This window comes from Brevundimonas sp. Marseille-Q4549 (assembly GCF_976940555.1).
On record NZ_CDRHXG010000001.1, the window covers coordinates 890,672 to 906,844 of the forward strand.

A 16,173-nucleotide genomic window follows, 5' to 3' on the forward strand; every position below is an offset into this window, starting at 1 on the left:
CCCTGGAACGGGTTCAGCCGACCAGCCGTGGCGGCGTCCGACCGTCCGCCGGACATGAGAGGCCGTGCACCGTCACGTCGGCTTCGCCGAATTTGAGACCCAGAAGGTCCAGCACCGGATTCAGAACCGCATCCAGAACCGGCCCCAGCGGCGTCAGCAACTGACCCAGGGCGCGGGTCAGGCCGCCCAGATCCAGTCCCGCCACGGTGACGTCCAGCCTTTGCAGCAGGCTGACCACCAGGCCGCTGGCGAAGGCGCGGGACGACACGCTCTTCGTGTGCTGCGCCGCGATGTCGGCCGCGTTGAATCTGACTGGCCGAAAGCCGACGTCGCCCGCCTCGATGTCCGCCTTGCCTGTTAGCGTGACCACGCCCAGCACAGACAGCAGGGTCGCCGGTCGCGGCGTCAGCGTCTTCTTGAAGTCACCCAGTTTGCGCTCGTCGATCTCGCCTATGAAGGCGCGAGCGACGCCGGGTCGGACGCCGATCTCGACCGACTGTCCCGGCCGGCAGGCCAGGCGCTGCAGCCGCGCTTCGGACGACGCCAGTTCGACCAGGACCGGCAGCTGAACCTGGGTCAGTCCGGCCAGCGACTGGGCCGTGCGCGCCTGCAGATACAGCCGCGCCTGGGCCGTGCGGACGACAGGTTCGCCGTTCGCCGTCACCGAGAGCCAGGGCGAACGATTGGGGCGCTCGCCGATCGCCAGACTGGCTTTCAGGTCCGCCAGACCGGCCGGAACGTCCAGGTTCAGCGTGATCTGCCGCTCGCCGCCCGCCGTTTCGAGCACGGCCGTCGCCAGGTCCAGGGCGGAGACTGCGGCGTCCAGCCCGTCGCGCACCCCGTCCGGCGCCTGTGCGTCGACGCCGATCAGGTCGCCCAGCCGCAGGGTCAGCCCCGTCGCCGCCCCCGTCAGCTTGCCCAGCGCCCCGCCGTCGCGCCCGCCCGCGACCTGCTCCAGCACCTTCAGTGCCCGCCCGGCGTCCAGCCGCGTGTCCAGCAGCCGGTCATAGTCGCCGGCCTGGACGCCCAGATCGGTCGCCAAGGCGTCGGTGAAGCTCAGAAGATTGACGTCGAGATCGGCCAGCCGCCGATAGTCCATCAGCTTCAGCGACACCTGGCTGCCCGTCAGCCCGCTCAGCAACTGATTGGCCAGGCCGCCGTCCAGCGAGGCCAGACGCGAGCCCAGGCTGAACATGGCCTTGGGCGTTTCGGGCATGGCGGCCGTCGCGCGGCGCGTGACCAGAACCCGGTCGCGGCCCAGCAACAGTCGGCTGAAGAACAGGGGGGCGGGACTGGTCGCCACGACGCGCACGGCGTTCGGCGTCGCGCCTCCGGCGACGAAGCGCTGATCCCGCGCCAGCGCGCGGTCGGGCGTATAGACCCCCAGGGTCGCCGTCACCTCGGCGGGCGCGTCGGGCGCGATATTGGCCTGGACCGTCTCCTTGGCCCTGTCGGCGGCGTGGCCCAGGTCGCGCGCCGCCGACAGGGCCGCCAGGTCGGCCGCGCCCTGAAGCTTGCGCGTGTGCAGGGTCAGGACGCCCAGATCGATCGTCACCGCCGTCGCCACGCACAAAAGTCCGCCCGCCACCGCTGCGGTGATGGCGACCGTCCCGCGACGGTCGCCGCGCCAGCGTCGCAGCAGCTGGCGCATCATTCCTCTCCCACCCGCACCACCGCGGACCGCTCGATGACGGCGGGCGGTCGCGGGATCATGCCGCCCAGCAGCATGAGGGGATGGCGGCTGGCGTCATAGGTCACGACGATGCGCAACCGCCCGCCGTCCTCTGCGATCCGCACGGTGGTCAGCGAGGGATTGAGCGGCAGGCCCTTGACGGCGTCGGCCACCTCGGTGCGGGCCAGGCTTTCCCGTTCGGCCGAATCCAGACCGCCGACGGCGGCGCGGGCGCCTTCCGACGCCAGGGCCTGAACCGACTGGGCCATCAGGAACCAGCCGCCGTAGACGACGATCCCGATCAACAGAAACACCAGAATCGGGCCTACCAGAGCGAACTCGACGGCCGCAGCGCCTTCGCGCGCTGTCTTGGCGCGGCGGTATGGTCGAGAGAAGGGACGGCGCAACATGATGCAACCCCGCGAACTGCTCGTATAGGTTGTATATCTGCCGCGGTTAAGAGTTCGTTTGGCCGTTGCGCTTCTGCGGCTCTCACCGCCGGCCGCGTTCTGGACAAGTGCATCTGCTGACGCTGAGCGTCGAAATCCGGGTGCGCGTCCGCTTGACGAAGGGCTGATGAACGGCGTTCTCTTTGTCGCAGAAAGGGGCCGCGACCGTATGACCAAAGCGCGAAAAGGCGACCTCGCGCCAGAGCTGGAGCCTGCGTTGCGGGTTGGCGACACCGTCGGCGTTCTGGCCAGTGACGCGCTCCTCGCCGCTGCTCGCTTTCTTGATACAGTCGAGAGCGACGATGCTTCGGCCGCCGAGACCCTGGCGGGCAACGCCCGGATGTGCCGCACCCTGGCCGAAGCCGTCGCTCGGGCGCCCTTGGGCAGTTGTCGTCGCATCGTGGGACCCGACGACCTGGGCGGTCGGTTCTTCACCCTGACCGAACAGACCTGGTCGAACGCCGAGGTCGCCGTCTTCCTTCTGGCCGATACGGCCCGGATCATGGAGATGCTTCCTGCGATCGACGGCGCCCTGAAGAACCGGTTGTTGCGGGACGCTCAAGGCCTTCGTCGGGTCGAGGCGCTGATCCGCCTAGCGCCCAATGCGACGTTGGGACCAAGGCTGGACGCCCTGACGCCGCTTCTGCGCACGCTGGAACGACCCCGCGAAGGGGAACGTCCTTTTCCGCCCATGCTGATCGACGGCACCACGAGCGATCCGGAATTCTGGGAAACCGCCCAGGATGTCTATCGCATCATTGTCGGCCGCGAGCTGGACGACCTGCCCGCCCAGGCCCAGGCGGTCTGGTCCGGCAAGCTGGCGGTGGCCTGGCACAGGTTGCGGGACCGGGCGCGACCGCTGAGCCAGGCTCAGGTCCAGCAGATCGATGACGCGGCCCGACATCCTTCGGGTCCCTGGAGCCGGCCGCCCCTGATCCCCGGCGACTGGACCGAACTGGAGCCGGAGGCGGCGGCCTCGGTGCTGCGGCTGATCGCGACCCGCTTCCACCTGGGTCCGTCGTCGACGCCCCTGCCTTTGGCCGCCTTCTGCGATCGCGTCCGGACCTGTCCGGCGCGCTGCTACGGCGACGCCGTTCTGGTCGAGGTTCAAGGTCGCCTGGTCGGAGGGACGTCGGGGATCGCGACCTTCCTGATCACCGAGGACGACATCCACGGCGCGGACGGCGCCTCTGCCTGGATCCACGATCTGAACGAGACGCGCGGCGTCCGTCTGACCGACGAGGAGGCGCGGCTGGAATACGTCCGTCTGTTCATGAACCTGGTCCGCAATGACGACGAGCGGTTCCAGTTGGCGGAGTCGTTTCAGGTTATGGCCGACCGCGCCGAAGACGCCGAGACCCTGCAGGCCCTCTGCATCGACCACACGGCCCCTCCCGCTCCGGCCGGTTTCGACGAGGAGGGCCGCTGGCGGTTCGTGGCGACCATCGCCTACGGCGGAGCGCTGTTCGTCGCCGTCCTGGCCCTCAGGCCGGACGGCCTGCTGGAGATGACCGACGACGAAATGCTGGTCGAGGACGTGCGGTTGCGCCGCGAACGCATGGACGGCCTGTTCGTGGTGCTGGAGCCGAAGGGAGAAGTTGAATGACGCTGATACCGATAGAGAACAGCCTGGCGCTTCCCGACTGTATCGAAGAGGACGGCCTGATCGTCGGCTGGTCGCTGGAACGCGAGCCTCGGCGTCGGCCCATCGGCTTCAAATTCGGCGCCGCCGCCGATCCGGCGTCGGCGGTGATCGATCCCATCCTGATGGAGCGCGAGGGGCATCTGATGACCATCGCTCCGACCGGGGCGGGCAAGGGCACGGGTTGCATCGTCCCCGCCCTGCTGCGGTTCGAAGGGCCCGTCATCATCATCGACCCCAAGGGCGAGAACGCCCTGATGACCGTTCGGCGGCGAAGGGAACTGGGTCAGGAGGTGGCGGTGATCGATCCCATGGGGGTGACGGGTCTGCCCGCCGCCACCCTCAATCCGCTCGACATCCTGGATCCGGACAGTCCCACCTTCGTCGACGACGCGATGGCGGTAGTCTCGGCCCTGGCCAATCCCGACGTCGACACCGAGGTCAGCGACGGCGGCTATTGGCGCGAACGCGGCGCGACCTTCGTGCTGGGCGTCCTGTTGCATGTGATGAGCGACCTTCCCCCGGATCGTCGCCACCTGGAAACGGTACGCACCTTGGTCAACCAGGCGGTCGGCGAAATCGGCGTCTATGGGGCGGTGGCCGAGCAGCGCGGACAGACGGACGCCCTGGCTGGGACCGTGCTGGCGATGCTGGAAGCCTCGAGCAACACCGAGGCGCGGGATATCGGGCGAATGCTGCGGATCGGCGCCGTCTCGACCCTGGGCGGCATCCTGTCCTTTCGCAAAGCCTGGTCGATGTCGTGCGGTCGGGCATGATCGGACCGGCGCTGAGAACACCAGCTTCGACCTGGGGGCGGTGCAGCGCGGCGATCCGCTCTCGATCTATCTCGTGCTCCCGCCGCACATGCTGGAAAGCCACGGCCGGCTGCTCAGGCTGTGGGTTCATACCCTGATGACCCTGATCTCCGGGCGCAGCGGCCGACCCAGGAAGTCCACCCTGTTCATTCTGGACGAGGCGGCCCAACTCGGCGCCTTCGACGATCTGCGCCGCGCCGTGACCTTGATGCGCGGCTACGGTTTGCAGACCTGGAGTTTCTGGCAGGATCCCAGCCAGTTGCGGAATCTCTATCCGCGCGACTGGCAAACCATGGTCAACAACTGCCGCGCGGTGCAGTGCTTCGGCGCCAACACCATGCTGGCGGCCGAATCCATGTCAAAGCTGGTCGGATTCGGTTCGCCCGAACAGTTGCTGGATCTGGACGACGACGAAATCCTGCTTCAGCTGTCGGGCGACATGCCGGTGATCGCCCGCCTGCCCAACTATCGCGCCGATCCGATCTTCGCCGGCCTGTTCGACGCCAATCCCTTCCACGACCCCGGCCGGCCCGTGCAGCGGCCAAAGCCGGTCAGGCGTGTGTTCGAACGCCCGTCGCCCGTCGCCCAGACCGACACCCCGGCCGACGTCCTGAAGCGCCTGCGACCTCGGGACAGCCGATAGCGACGTCCACAGCGGACGCTCGGCTATTCAAATCATGACGTGGGAAAGTGGCGCGCCGCTGTGGATGATGCTGAGAACTATTCCGTCGTCGTAGGCTGGGCAGCTTAAGCGCGAAACGCGCCAGCAGCGGGAATTACCGCCTTGTCGAAGAGCAGACATCAGAGGCGTCACCGGCCGAAGATCGAACCCCTGTTGGCGCGTCTGTTCTGCCGTGGCACCCTGCTAGACTATGAAACCTATCCTGACCGGCGTTGCTGTTGCCACAATCCTCATCATCATTTGGCTGTGCGCCGTCTTTCGACCGAATGGCGATGTCGGGGCGTTTATTCAGCACCCGGCAACAGCCGCGTGGATCCAGGCCGTTGGATCGATTGCTGCCATCCTCGCGGCCGTCTGGATTGATCGCGGCAGCGCACGTCGGGCAGCTGAGCAGGAGGCTGGCCGTCAAGCGGCGGCCGTTGGTGATTGGACGCGGCTCTCAATCGATACACTGGAGGTTCTGCGGGAGACGCATCAGTTTGTCGATAACGGCACCGCCGGGCAAGCCGAGTGGTTGGAGTTGGACCGGCTCGTCACCAATCAGAAGGCGATCGCCGACATGTATCTTCGCGACCGCCCGCCGTCTGCTGCGACCGGATGGCTCCTGGTTTCGCTGTCCACGTATCTCAACAGCGTGGCATTGGCGTTCAACGAACTCTTCAGCAAACAGGGCGACCCTGACGTTCAACGATCGCTAATCGAGAACAGCTGGAAGGCGGGCGAAGCGGTATGGGTCGATTTCCGGGCGGGAAAACTGGATGTGGGCAAGCTCTGACGCGAACTTCCCGAACGATCTAGACCGCAGTCTTATAAATCATGGAGCGTCCGGCAGATTGGCCACGCCGTCCGCAATCGACCGCGCGAATCCGCGCAGGTTGGCGACGCGGCGCGTAAAGGTGGCTCGATCCATGACAATCGGCTCGCCGAGCGCCGGAAGCTTCTGCGATGGAGTGGAAGCTGAGGCCAGTCGGTTAATCGCCTTCTGATTATAGACGGGAATGCCGTGAGCGCAGAGATTACGCACTGTCACAGCCTCTACCACGCCGCGACGGCCGCCTTTGAGGCTCGACCAATTCCGATCACCCACTTTGAGAAGCGCCGCGCCCCAGACTTCAACCGGCGCGCCAGTGATCCAATGCTCGGCTGCTGAGTCAATTGGCGCAACGGCATCCAGTCCGACGAACGCCGTGCGTGGCGCTCCCTTTAGGATGCAGGCTGTCTCGACCAACTCGCGCCCAAGATCTTCTACCAGCGCGACGTAGGATGGGAACAATACGCGATAGAGCTGCTGATCATCATTCAGCACTGCCGTGAAATCAGCGAGGTCGCATTTGAACGCGGACCCGCTGGGGTCTGTCATCACCAGCGGCGCCGTTGATGTGATTGGGAAGCTGTTCACGTACGTTCGATATGAGGCGAGCGCCATTTCAGATGCAAAGCGGAACCGCGTGAGGTCCCGCCATCGGTCCCACATTTCGTAGCGCACCCAAGCCATCACCCTATCCTCAACGCGAAATCATAAAAAAATCACGGTACGCGACATTCCCAGAGCGAGAATCCAACGCTGTTAACGGCACCCGCCAAACGCTGCTGTGAGTTAGATCCTTAATATTCGGCACTGATTATCCTACCGCTGGTGATGGGCAGAACAGGCTCCTGAGATGGACAACGTCAGAGTGAATCCTAGATCAGGGCCTAGGAAGGCAGATCTAGATAATTCGGCCCTAGCATTGCTAGCTTTTCTAGAACGTAATCGAACGGAGAAGTTCTTCGAATACCCTTTCGAACACTCCTATCCTTATAATTGCTGCGAGAGCGTGTGTCTGATCCTGACCTTTCTCCTAGAAGAGAAATACCCGCTCGATAACGTCACAATCATCAAGGGTACGCGGCGAGACGTCTACGAACACCACTTTTGGGTCATGGTCGGCGATCTGACCTATGACCTCACTGCGCAACAGTTTCCTGGGCATGAACCAATCATAGGCGTGCTGGCACACGAGCTATTTCTCGATGAATTTCCCGAATGGGAAATCGAGACAGAGCGAGATTTCGTTGACCGTGCCCGAGTGATTTCGGGCTATCACGCGGGTATCATACCGTTTTAAGCGGTTGTTGGCCCGTCTTCGGTGGCGACGCGCAGGCCGACCGGCGGGCGTGTCGAAAACTGGGGGTCTAATTTCCTTCGGAGCGCCGGTATGGATCGACACGAGGTCAGTGGTTTCCGTCAGTGCGGGAAGCAGGGCCTACAGGGACGTGGCTTTGCGCGGCGAGCACCTTTCCGTGGTGGCGCAGAAACGGGACGGTCGCCAACGGCGCTTCGTCTATCTGGGGCGTACCACTTTCACCCGCCCAGTTTTGTCTTCCTGGGAAGTGCAGCCCTTCGGAATGGCGACAACCCGTCCATCCGACCCTTGGCGTGACGTGCCCCCCGTCGGAACGGCGGTGACGCGGCCATCGCTGCCCTGCCGGGAAGTATAGCCTTTCGGGATGGCTACCACGCGGCCGTCTGCGCCTTGGCGGGATGTGCCGCCGGAAGGGATGGCTACCACGCGCCCGTCGCTGCCCTCGCGCGATGTGCAGCCCTTGCGGATGGCGACGACATGTCCGTCCGCGTCCTCCCGGCTGGTCGCGCCTGGTGGGATGGTAATGGTCTTTCCGTCTCTTCCGGTCCTCGACATCCGCCTCTCCAATAGGTTCCAGACGCCATGTTGCGCCCAGATTGTGAACGATGTAAACAGTTTGCGTGAACGGCGGTAACAGGAGTGGCGGTTGGCCTTTGCCGAAGATGATCTGATCGGGATCAACGAGATTGCCGATATCGTGCGTAACGCCAACTTTATGGGCAGCGCTGGCCACGTCAGCTGGACGTCCAATGCCATTGGACACTCTCAACAGTAGCGATCGGGCGACAGAGCTATTCAACAAAGCGCCGTCGCCCGATCGCGGCTCCGCAACGACACCTCTCGATATTCCCTGCGTTGGTGGGGCATCGAAATGTTCACCTTGAATCAGGGTAGCTTGCGCAAATTCGTGCTGGCCTACACTTACGTGCACCCATGGACAGCCGAAGGGGCGGGCGCGCGCATGGAACAATCCCATGCTCCCCTGTGTTTCGGGCTCACGTTGGATCGGCTCGATCGAAAGGGGAAGAACGCCTCCATGCGCACGCCCATCCTGATGACCGCGATTGGTTTCGCGGCGCTGGCTCTCTCCGCCTGTGAACAGGCGACCCGCCCCGGCGAAGAAGATCCGATGCTGATCGAAACCAGCCCAAGCTCTACTGTAGCCGCAGCCGATGGCGACGAAAGCGCCAGCTGGGAATCTCTCGATGGATTTGTGGGCAAACACCCGCTCGAGAGCGGTCTTTTGGACAGGAGCGCGATTTCGGGCGAGCTGCGCGCGCTGCTAGGCGACGAGTTCGCCACGCTCCGAGCAAACCTTGAAACGTCGTCGGCGCTTCAACGGGAGGGCTCGACGCTGTTCACATCCGGCAACAAGGCCCACGAAGGGGGATTGAACGCCGCCTACCTGTTGATCGATCAGTCCGCCAAGGCGATTGAAGTCGGCTACTGGGAGAATGGCAGGCTGTCCGTTAGCAAGACTCCAGGCCCTGACATTGCCAAGCCGAGGGACATTCAGACGATCATTGCAAACAACAGCATGGGCGGATGACGGTGAGGAGCGGCGACGGCCTCGTGGCCGGGCCGCTCGCTTAGATCCCGCTTCCCGGCTTGGCCGAAGATTCGCGAACCAGAAACTGGGGCGGCGCCAGCGCGCCATAGTCCAGACGCTGAGGTCTGATCCGTTTGTGGCAGTTGGCAGGGGCGCAAAAGGTTGCTCCGGCCGCCAGAGTCACAATGCTGGAATTGGCCGGAGAGAGATAACAGCGCCAGTCCGGCGGTCCGTGGACCGCCGGACCGCATCTCGGGCGCAATTGTGCGGCACGATGGCGCAGCTTAACTGCGCGCCGGACCCTCGTTTCGTGGTGGAGCCGACGGCGGCGGGATCGGCAAAGGCCGCAACGAAGCCACGTCGGAGGGCGGCTTGCACCGACACTACTCGTCGAGGATCGGGACCCCTGACACGGCGAATTCGGCCATGTCCGCGACGACAGCGGCATGGCCCGGACCAGCCGGCTCAAGGACATTCCGGCCTCAAAGGTCCGATGCGATATGAGCTGTTCCCCGATTGCACTCGACCGGGCCGCATTGGTCGCGGTTCGCTCGGCGCGGCCGGCGGGGTGTGCGCGGGCGAACGTCGGCCAGAAGTTGCGCCAGCACGGCGGCGTCGATGTTGCCGCCGGAAACCACAGCGCATTTGCGCTTGCCGGCCACGCGCCGACCGGCGGCCAGCGCCAGCGCCCCCGCGCCTTCGGCGATCACATGTTCCTCCAGCGCCAGCCTGACCAGTGTCTCCCGCAGCTCCGCCTCACCCACGATGACGACATCGTCAAGCAGGTTGCGCAGTATGCGCTGGGTCAGGCGGCCCGGCTCGCTGACCCTGACTCCGTCGGCGAGCGTGCTTGCGGCGTCGCGCAGGATGTGGTCGCCGCGCAACGCGCGCGCCATCGCATCCACGCCCTCGACCTGTGCGCCAACAATGCGGACGCCCTGAGCCTTGAGCGCCAGCGCGACGCCGGCGGCGAGGCCGCCGCCGCCGATCGGGACCAGCACGACGTCCGGCGCCAAGGCTCCGAGTTCCAAGCCTACGGTGCCCTGACCGGCGATCACATCGGGATCGTCGAACGCAGAGAGCAGACGGTATTCGTGCTTTGCCGCAAGTTCGGCGGCGAAGGCTCGGGCCTCCTCGTAGCTGTCGCCGTGCAGGCGAACCGCCGCGCCCCAGTGGGCGACACCGGCGATCTTGGTCTGCGGCGCGGTGCGCGGCATCACCGTGATGACCGGTGTGCGCAGCCGATGGCCGGCCCACGCCAGTCCCTGCGCGTGATTGCCGGCGGAGGCGGCGATCACCGGCCGCGCATCGCCCCGCTCGCGCGCGGCGAGCAGGGCGTTCATCGCGCCGCGCACCTTGTAGGAGCCGGTGCGCTGGAGGTTCTCCAGCTTGAGCCAGCAGCCGAAGCGTTGGGCGTAGTGAAGCGGCGTCGCCGCCAAGTATGGCCGCAGCCGCGCCTGAGCCGCCAGCACGTCGGCGGCACTGACCTCGGCGTCCGCAACGCTGGCGTCAAACATGGGTGAGCCATGCGCCGTGGCGTCCGTCCTCGCCGCACACCACGCGCTGGTACAGACGCGCGATCTCGCGTCCGGTGTGGGTGTCGCCATAGGCGCGCTGATTGATGCCGGCGACCGGCGTGACTTCCGCGGCGGTGCCGACGATGAACACCTCGTCCGCCGCCAGCAACTCGTCGAGCGTCACCGCGCGAGACTCGGCGCCGGTCAATTCGATCACGGTGGCGCGCGTGATGCCGGGCAGGGCGTCGCGATGGTTCACGGCAGTGATCCGGTCGTCTTGAACCATGAACACATTGGCGCCGGTGCACTCGACCACATAGCCCTCGTCGTCGATGAACAGCGCTTCGTCGAAACCGTTCTGGCGCGACTCGCGCTTGGCCAAGATCGAGTTGACGTATGCGCCGCAGAGTTTCAGCGGCGGTAGAGAACTGGCCGGGTTGCGACGCCAGCTCGACACGCCCAGACGCACCGCGTCCTGGCCCAGGTGCACGTTGGTGGGAAAGGTCGCCACCATCAGGTGTTGGACGTTCGCGCCGACGTCCAGCCCGATCGAGCCGGTGCCGCACCAGGCCAGCGGCCGGACATAGGCGTCGCGCTGCCCGTTCCGGCGCAGGACCGCCAGCGTTGCTTCAGTGGCGCGTGCGACGTCGAAAGCGATCCCGAGCAGCTCGGCGCCCTGGCGCATGCGCTCCAGATGCTCCGGCAGGCGGAACACGGCGGCGCCCCCGTCGGCAGTGGCGTAGCTGCGGATGCCTTCGAACACGCCGCTGCCGTAATGCATGGCGTGGGTGGTCAGGGGGACGCGGGGGGAATCAGCGTCGACGAAGGCGCCGTCGAACCAGATTTGCGATGGGTTGCTCGCTGGCGGCGTCGCCGGCTCGGTCTGTTCAGAGGCACGGGGAGTTTCGGTCAGCACGGCGAGACCTCCACGGCAAGGCAGTCGTACAGCTTGGCCAGTTGCACCCGCAGGGCCTCGGCAGGGCGGTCGCCCTCCACCGCCAGGTGCAGACGCCAGCGTTCGCCGCCAGCGTTGGTCGCGCCGTTGACGCTGAGCGGGCGGAAGCCCCGGCGCTCGGCGACGCCCAGCACGCGGATCAGAGCGCCCTCGGCGTGGCGCAGGGTGAGGTCAAGTCGATAGCGTGGCATGGGTGTCCTCGTGGTCATGGGGGCGGGGGTCGAGCAGCATCTGCGCGTTGTTGTGATTGGGCGGGACGAGCGGCCAGACGTTCGCCGTGGTGTCGATCGCGACGTGCAGCAGGGCGGGGCCGGGGCTTTGCAGCAACTGCCGAAGAACGTCGTCGGCCGCGCTCATCTCGTCGAGGCGGAAGGCCGTCACGCCGAAGGCGGCGGCGAGGGCGACGAAGTCCGGATTGTCCGACAGGTCGGTCTCCGAGTATCGCTCGTCGAAGAACAGCTCCTGCCACTGCCGCACCAAGCCGAGGCGCTGGTTGTCGAGCAGGACGATCTTCACCGGCAGCTGGTAGCGGCCGAGGGTAGCCAGTTCCTGCACGTTCATCAGAAACGAGCCGTCGCCGCTGACGCAGATCACCTGCGCCTCCGGGTAGGCCAGCTGTGCGCCCAAAGCGGCGGGTAGGCCGAAACCCATGGCGCCGAGGCCGCCGCTGGTGAGGTGCTTGCGCGGATCGCTGAAGCGCCAGTGCTGCGCCACCCACATCTGGTGCTGGCCCACGTCGCAGCTGACGATCGCCTCCGGCGCCAGTTCCGACAGGCGGCGGAGTAGTGCCGGGGCGTACACATTCTCGCCCGGTGCGTCATAGCGCGCGGCGAAGCGTCGTCGCCGCGCCAGACAGGTCGTTCGCCACGCCTCGCAGGCCGGCCTCGCCGAGGCCAGCGCTTGGAGGCTGGGACGCAGGTCGCCGCGCACGCCGACATCGGCGGTGCGCAGCTTGCCGATCTCTGCAGCATCGAAGTCGAGGTGGATGACCCGCGCGTCTGGCGCGAACTCACTGAGCTTGCCGGTGACGCGGTCGTCGAACCGCGCGCCTACCACGACCAGCAGGTCGGCCTCCTGCACCGCCAGGTTGGCGGAGCGACCCCCGTGCATGCCGAGCATGCCGAGATCGAGCGGATGCTGGGCCGGCAGCGCCCCCAGGCCGCGCAAGGTCAGCACCGTCGGCGCCTGGACGGCGTCCACGAACGCGCGGAAGTCCGCCACCGCGTCGCCCAGCGAGATGCCGCCGCCGCCATAGACGACCGGGCGGCGCGCCTGCGACAGTAGGCTCAAGGCGGCGACAAGGTCCTCCGGACGTGGCGTTTCGGGGGTGTCCACCGGGGCTGCGATATGCGGCGCCAGGTGCGACGCGTCGGCTGTCTGCACGTTCTTCGGCAGATCGATCAGCACTGGCCCAGGCCGGCCCGAGCGCGCCAGACGGAACCCCTCGCGCACGGCCTCTGGCAGAGCGTCGATGCTGCGGACAAGGAAGCTGTGCTTAACGACCGGCAGGGTCATGCCGAACACATCGACTTCCTGGAACGCGTCGGTGCCCATCAGCGTGGTGGCGACCTGGCCGGTGATGACCACCATTGGCACGGAGTCCAGCATCGCGTCGGCGATCCCCGTGACCAGGTTGGTGGCGCCCGGACCGGAGGTCGCCACGCACACGCCCACCTTGCCGCTGGCGCGGGCGTAGCCGTTGGCGGCGAAGGCCGCACCCTGCTCGTGGCGGACCAGGACATGTCTCAGGTCCGCGCCATACAGGGCGTCGTAGAAGGGCATGATCGCGCCGCCCGGATACCCGAATAGGGTATCGACGCCCTCGGCGGCCAAGGCGCGTACAAGCCATTGGACGCCGTTCATGTCGCGGCCTGCGCGGGATGCTCAGCGCCCTGTGGCGAAGTCGTCAGCCAAGCCATCGACGCGCGCAGCTTCCTGCCGGTGGCCTCAATGGGGTGGTCGAGGTCGGCCTGCTTGAGCGCTCGGTAGTTGGCATTGCCGGCCTGATACTCGGCGATCCACTCCCGCGCGAAGGTGCCGTCCTGGATTTCGGCCAGCACCTTCTTCATCTGAGCGCGGACGCTATCATCGATCACGTAGGCGCCGCGTGTAAGCGAGCCGTACTGCGCGGTCTCGCTGATGAACTCGTGCATGCGCGTGACCCCGCCCTCGTAGAACAGATCGACGATCAGCTTCAGTTCGTGCAGGCACTCGTAGTAGGCGACCTCGGGCTGGTAACCAGCCTCGACCAAGGTTTCCCAGCCGACCTGCACCAGTTTCGTCGCCCCGCCGCACAGCACCGCCTGCTCGCCGAACAAGTCCGTTTCGGTTTCCTCCCGGAAGGTGGTGCGGATGGCGTTCTGGCGCGCGCCGCCGATGCCGGTGCAATAGGTCAACGCCAGTTGCTCGGCCCTGCCGCTGCAATCCTGGTGCGTGGCGTAGACAGCGGGGACGCCGCGCCCGGCCTCATATTCGCGGCGCACCAGCACGCCCGGTCCCTTCGGCGCCACCAGCACGACATCGAGATCCGCGCGCGGGGTGATCTGGCCGTAGTGGACGTTGAAGCCGTGGGCGAACAGCAGGCATGCGCTCTTCGCCAGATTGGGTTCGATCACGTCGCGGTAGAGTTGCGGCTGCACCATGTCGGGCGTGAGCAAGGCGACCAGATCGGCGCCGGCGACGGCTTCGGCCGGAGCTTTCACGGTGAAGCCATCGGCGGTGGCCTTGAGCTCGGTCGGCCCCCCCGGACGTAGGCCGACGGTCACGTCGAAGCCGGAATCGCGCAGGTTGAGGGCTTGGGCGCGGCCTTGGCTACCGTAACCGACGATGGCGACGAGAGGGCGAGAAGGGGTGGTCATGTTGGTGATCTCCGGGCGTTGATGGGCGAAGGAAAATGACTGGGCGGGGCCGCTGCCTCAGATGGCGGAAAGCACCGGGATTGAAGCGGCTGGTAGGGTCTCGTCCTGAAGTGGTCCGGGGGCGGTTACCGCGCCGCGCGAAGCCGAACTCACGCTGCGCGCGTACTTGGCCAGCACGCCTGTGGTGACGCGCGGAGCGATGCGGGCGGGTTCGCGCGCGGCCAGATCGGCCGCGACATCGATGCGGCGCGCGGTGACGTCGATGCGCACGCGGTCGCCGTCGCGCAACCGGGCAATCGGCCCGCCGTGCATGGCCTCCGGTGACACGTGACCGACCATGAAGCCGTGGGTCGCGCCACTGAAACGGCCGTCGGTGATCAGCGCGACTTCGTCGCCGAGGCCCTGACCGACGAGCGCGGCGGTGACGGCGAGCATCTCGCGCATGCCGGGTCCGCCGGCCGGACCTTCGAAGCGGATCACGACGACGTCGCCGGCGGCGATGCACCGGGTCTGCACGGCCTCGAAGGCGGCTTCTTCGGAATCGAATACCCGCGCCGGACCTTCGAAGAGCGTCCGCCCGTGCCCCGCCAGCTTGACGATGCAGCCGTCAGGCGCGAGGTCGCCATACAGGATTGAATAGCCACCAGACGGCTTGATCGGGTCGGTGACCGGCCGGACTATGTCTTGGGCCGGCATCGACCAGCCGTCGGCGCTGGCCTCCGAGAGGGACGCGCAGGCCGCATCGAGCTCGGTGAAGAATGAGCGCCCGGTAACCGTTGCGACGTCTTCGAGCAGCCCGGCGACGCGCAGTTCATGCGCCACCAAGGCCGTGCCGCCAGACGCGAACAGCTCGGCCGCCGTATATCGGCCAGCGGGTTTCAGGTCGGCGATGACCGGCGTACTCGCCGCCGACTCGAACTCTTCCAGTCCGAATTCGACGCCGGCCTCGTGGGCAATGGCCAGCAGGTGCAGCGCCGCGTTAGTGGAGCCGGCGGTTGCGGAAACCGCGCGGGCAGCGTTCCGCAGCGCCGCGGGCGTAAGCAGCTCGCGCGGCGTCGGCCCGCCGTCACGCAGCAGCCGCATCACCAGCTCACCGCAGGCGTGCGCCGCCCCCGCTTTGTCGGGGTGCACGGCCGGGATGTCGTTGAGCTGCAACGGAGACAGGCCGAGGAAGGTCAGGACCATCGCCATGGTGTTGGCCGTGAACTGACCGCCGCAGGCGCCGGCGCCAGGGCAGGCGTGCATTTCCACATGACGCAGTTCGGCGTCGTCGATGCGGCCCGCTGCATGCGCGCCCACCGCCTCGAACACGTCCTGCACCGTGACCGACTTTGTCCCGCCGTCGCGGGTGCGGCACTGACCCGGCAGGATGGTGCCGCCGTAGAGGATCACGGTCGGAACATCGAGACGCGCGGCCGCCATGGCCGCGGCGGGGATGGTCTTGTCGCAGCCGACCAGCAGCACCATCGCGTCGAGGCAATGACCGCTGACGGCGAGCTCGATCGAGTCGGCGATGGTCTCACGCGAGGCCAGCGAGGCCCGCATGCCGTCGCTGCCCATGGCGATGCCGTCGGTGACGGCGATCGTGTTGAACTCGACCGGCGTGCCGCCGCCGGCCTGCACCCCGGCGCGCGCATGCTGGGCGAGGTCGCGCAGCGTGATGTTGCAGGGCGACACGTCGCTCCACGTGTGCACCACAGCGACCAGCGGTCTGGCGATGGCGGCGTCGTCCAGCCCCGTGGCGCGCAGCATGGCGCGTGCGGGCGCACGGGCGGGACCGGATTTGATGGCGTTGCTTCTCACGGATTGGATGTCCTTTTGGATGGAATCCAGGCCGCCAAAACGAAAAACCCCGCGCCCTTGTCGGGCGCGGGGTTCAGGTTCTTGCTTCCTGGGTGTTGTGTAGTG

The 16,173-nt window shown here is 66.5% G+C and carries 16 protein-coding genes; 7 read left to right on the forward strand and 9 right to left on the reverse strand.

The genetic code is table 11. The features are described 5' to 3' along the window. Nucleotides 1-13 precede the first annotated feature (13 nt). Together ACWPV3_RS04475 and ACWPV3_RS04480 are read right to left on the reverse strand one after the other, a co-directional pair. Entirely contained in the window at nt 14-1,651 is a 1,638-nt protein-coding gene (locus ACWPV3_RS04475) for a TadG family pilus assembly protein (protein ID WP_453977006.1), read from the reverse strand. Further along, nucleotides 1,651-2,082, reverse strand: a complete 432-nt coding sequence (locus ACWPV3_RS04480) for a TadE/TadG family type IV pilus assembly protein (RefSeq protein WP_453977007.1) — start codon at nt 2,080-2,082, stop codon at nt 1,651-1,653. Before ACWPV3_RS04480 ends, ACWPV3_RS04475 begins: the two co-directional genes overlap by 1 nt. Nucleotides 2,083-2,290: 208 nt before the next feature. Here ACWPV3_RS04480 and ACWPV3_RS04485 point away from each other — a divergent pair, with 208 nt between their 5' ends. The 4 genes from ACWPV3_RS04485 (at nt 2,291) to ACWPV3_RS04500 (ending at nt 6,035) form a co-directional block, all read left to right on the forward strand. Next, a complete protein-coding gene (locus ACWPV3_RS04485) occupies nt 2,291-3,727 on the forward strand; it encodes a hypothetical protein (RefSeq protein ID WP_453977008.1) in 1,437 nt (478 codons plus the stop codon). After that, complete coding sequence (locus ACWPV3_RS04490) at nt 3,724-4,539, forward strand: type IV secretory system conjugative DNA transfer family protein (RefSeq protein ID WP_453977009.1); 816 nt, start codon at nt 3,724-3,726, stop codon at nt 4,537-4,539. Before ACWPV3_RS04485 ends, ACWPV3_RS04490 begins: the two co-directional genes overlap by 4 nt. Nucleotides 4,540-4,570: 31 nt before the next feature. Then, nucleotides 4,571-5,221 carry a type IV secretory system conjugative DNA transfer family protein gene (locus ACWPV3_RS04495; protein ID WP_453978500.1) on the forward strand — a complete coding sequence of 217 codons (651 nt, stop codon included), beginning with the start codon at nt 4,571-4,573 and terminating at the stop codon, nt 5,219-5,221. A gap of 229 nt (nt 5,222-5,450) precedes the next feature. Then, nucleotides 5,451-6,035: a hypothetical protein gene (locus ACWPV3_RS04500; RefSeq protein WP_453977010.1), complete on the forward strand. Its 585-nt coding sequence runs from the start codon at nt 5,451-5,453 to the stop codon at nt 6,033-6,035. Between the two features lie 39 nt (nt 6,036-6,074). Here the strand turns inward: ACWPV3_RS04500 and ACWPV3_RS04505 are convergent, their stop codons facing one another. Beyond that, a complete protein-coding gene (locus ACWPV3_RS04505) occupies nt 6,075-6,755 on the reverse strand; it encodes a hypothetical protein (RefSeq protein WP_453977011.1) in 681 nt (226 codons plus the stop codon). 322 nt (nt 6,756-7,077) lie between these two features. Here ACWPV3_RS04505 and ACWPV3_RS04510 point away from each other — a divergent pair, with 322 nt between their 5' ends. The 3 genes from ACWPV3_RS04510 to ACWPV3_RS04520 all read left to right on the forward strand — a co-directional run bounded on the left by ACWPV3_RS04510 (nt 7,078) and on the right by ACWPV3_RS04520 (nt 8,935). After that, nucleotides 7,078-7,368 (forward strand): hypothetical protein, encoded by a 291-nt coding sequence (locus ACWPV3_RS04510; RefSeq protein WP_453977012.1) that lies wholly within the window; start codon nt 7,078-7,080, stop codon nt 7,366-7,368. A gap of 664 nt (nt 7,369-8,032) precedes the next feature. Then, nucleotides 8,033-8,161, forward strand: a complete 129-nt coding sequence (locus ACWPV3_RS04515; protein WP_453977013.1) for a hypothetical protein — start codon at nt 8,033-8,035, stop codon at nt 8,159-8,161. A 96-nt stretch (nt 8,162-8,257) separates the two neighbouring features. Continuing rightward, nucleotides 8,258-8,935 carry a hypothetical protein gene (locus ACWPV3_RS04520; RefSeq protein WP_453977014.1) on the forward strand — a complete coding sequence of 226 codons (678 nt, stop codon included), beginning with the start codon at nt 8,258-8,260 and terminating at the stop codon, nt 8,933-8,935. Between the two features lie 482 nt (nt 8,936-9,417). Here ACWPV3_RS04520 and ACWPV3_RS04525 read toward each other — a convergent pair whose 3' ends face one another. From ACWPV3_RS04525 to ilvD, 6 genes are read right to left on the reverse strand one after another with little or no spacing between them, the layout of a single operon-like run. Then, nucleotides 9,418-10,452 (reverse strand): threonine dehydratase, encoded by a 1,035-nt coding sequence (locus ACWPV3_RS04525; protein ID WP_453977015.1) that lies wholly within the window; start codon nt 10,450-10,452, stop codon nt 9,418-9,420. After that, nucleotides 10,445-11,368, reverse strand: coding sequence for an aminotransferase class IV (locus ACWPV3_RS04530; protein WP_453977016.1), 924 nt, complete (start codon nt 11,366-11,368; stop codon nt 10,445-10,447). The genes ACWPV3_RS04525 and ACWPV3_RS04530 overlap by 8 nt, the downstream gene beginning before the upstream one ends. After that, a complete protein-coding gene (locus ACWPV3_RS04535) occupies nt 11,362-11,598 on the reverse strand; it encodes an ACT domain-containing protein (RefSeq protein ID WP_453977017.1) in 237 nt (78 codons plus the stop codon). The genes ACWPV3_RS04530 and ACWPV3_RS04535 overlap by 7 nt, the downstream gene beginning before the upstream one ends. Beyond that, nucleotides 11,579-13,270 (reverse strand): acetolactate synthase 2 catalytic subunit, encoded by a 1,692-nt coding sequence (gene ilvG, locus ACWPV3_RS04540; RefSeq protein WP_453977018.1) that lies wholly within the window; start codon nt 13,268-13,270, stop codon nt 11,579-11,581. Before ilvG ends, ACWPV3_RS04535 begins: the two co-directional genes overlap by 20 nt. Then, complete coding sequence (ilvC, locus tag ACWPV3_RS04545; protein ID WP_453977019.1) at nt 13,267-14,265, reverse strand: ketol-acid reductoisomerase; 999 nt, start codon at nt 14,263-14,265, stop codon at nt 13,267-13,269. The genes ilvG and ilvC overlap by 4 nt, the downstream gene beginning before the upstream one ends. A 57-nt stretch (nt 14,266-14,322) precedes the next feature. Next, a complete protein-coding gene (ilvD, locus tag ACWPV3_RS04550; protein ID WP_453977020.1) occupies nt 14,323-16,068 on the reverse strand; it encodes a dihydroxy-acid dehydratase in 1,746 nt (581 codons plus the stop codon). Nucleotides 16,069-16,173: the final 105 nt, after the last annotated feature.